2 protein-coding genes and 1 pseudogene are annotated in these 1,660 nt (G+C 45.0%); 1 reads left to right on the forward strand and 2 read right to left on the reverse strand.

All coding sequences use genetic code 11. The annotated features are described in order from the left end of the window. Positions 1-192 precede the first annotated feature (192 nt). Positions 193-1,008: an APH(3')-I family aminoglycoside O-phosphotransferase gene (locus FTV42_RS16720; RefSeq protein ID WP_000018323.1), complete on the forward strand. Its 816-nt coding sequence runs from the start codon at positions 193-195 to the stop codon at positions 1,006-1,008. A gap of 136 nt (positions 1,009-1,144) precedes the next feature. On the opposite strand, the gene FTV42_RS16725 is transcribed toward FTV42_RS16720, so the two are convergent. Continuing rightward, positions 1,145-1,546 (reverse strand): LysR substrate-binding domain-containing protein, encoded by a 402-nt coding sequence (locus FTV42_RS16725; protein WP_001183556.1) that lies wholly within the window; start codon positions 1,544-1,546, stop codon positions 1,145-1,147. Between the two features lie 39 nt (positions 1,547-1,585). Further along, positions 1,586-1,660, reverse strand: a pseudogene (locus FTV42_RS16730) (IS6 family transposase); the annotation flags it as partial.

The following is a 1,660-nucleotide window of genomic DNA, read 5'->3' on the forward strand; positions in this document are numbered from 1 at the left end:
GTACCAGCGTACGGCCCACAGAATGATGTCACGCTGAAAATGCCGGCCTTTGAATGGGTTCATGTGCAGCTCCATCAGCAAAAGGGGATGATAAGTTTATCACCACCGACTATTTGCAACAGTGCCGATAAAAATATATCATCATGAACAATAAAACTGTCTGCTTACATAAACAGTAATACAAGGGGTGTTATGAGCCATATTCAACGGGAAACGTCTTGCTCGAGGCCGCGATTAAATTCCAACCTGGATGCTGATTTATATGGGTATAGATGGGCTCGCGATAATGTCGGGCAATCAGGTGCGACAATCTATCGATTGTATGGGAAGCCCGATGCGCCAGAGTTGTTTCTGAAACATGGCAAAGGTAGCGTTGCCAATGATGTTACAGATGAGATGGTCAGACTAAACTGGCTGACGGCATTTATGCCTCTTCCGACCATCAAGCATTTTATCCGTACTCCTGATGATGCATGGTTACTCACCACTGCGATCCCCGGGAAAACAGCATTCCAGGTATTAGAAGAATATCCTGATTCAGGTGAAAATATTGTTGATGCGCTGGCAGCGTTCCTGCGCCGGTTGCATTCGATTCCTGTTTGTAATTGTCCTTTTAACAGCGATCGCGCATTTCGTCTCGCTCAGGCGCAATCACGAATGAATAACGGTTTGGTTGATGCGAGTGATTTTGATGACGAGCGTAATGGCTGGCCTGTTGAACAAGTCTGGAAAGAAATGCATAAGCTTTTGCCATTCTCACCGGATTCAGTCGTCACTCATGGTGATTTCTCACTTGATAACCTTATTTTTGACGAGGGGAAATTAATAGGTTGTATTGATGTTGGACGAGTCGGAATCGCAGACCGATACCAGGATCTTGCCATCCTATGGAACTGCCTCGGTGAGTTTTCTCCTTCATTACAGAAACGGCTTTTTCAAAAATATGGTATTGATAATCCTGATATGAATAAATTGCAGTTTCATTTGATGCTCGATGAGTTTTTCTAATCAGAATTGGTTAATTGGTTGTAACACTGGCAGAGCATTACGCTGACTTGACGGGACGGCGCTTCCCTACCCTCATGGCCGCCTCCCAGGAATCGACCCAGGTGCTTATCGTGGACATAATCCTTTACTCATAAATTTATCTTATTCCATTATTGTACCTGTCACGCAAAACTTGCAGAAAAGCCATAAACGCAGGAGAATCCTGTCGGCGGTGAGGATAATAAATATGGTAGCCGTCAAAATATGGACACCACTCGGTCAGAACAGCAATCAGCTTGCCGCTTTTGATATATCCATCTGCAACATACTCGGGAATATAGGCAATCCCCAGCCCGTCTAATGCTGCATCGAGCTGATGAATCGTGCTGTTCGCAATATATTGCCCTTTGACTTTCAGACTGAATTTCTGAGCATCTTTCTCGAATTCCCAGGCGTACAATCCACTCGTATCAGAATAGCGGACGTTAATGCAGTTGTGGTTCAAAAGATCCTGCGGCTTCCTGGGCTTAGCATAACGCTTAAAATGGCACTGTTGCAAAGTTAGCGATGAGGCAGCCTTTTGTCTTATTCAAAGGCCTTACATTTCAAAAACTCTGCTTACCAGGCGCATTTCGCCCAGGGGATCACCATAATAAAATGCTGAGGCCTGGCC

This window comes from Acinetobacter sp. YH16052, assembly GCF_013417155.1.
In the GTDB taxonomy this organism is placed as follows: domain Bacteria; phylum Pseudomonadota; class Gammaproteobacteria; order Pseudomonadales; family Moraxellaceae; genus Acinetobacter.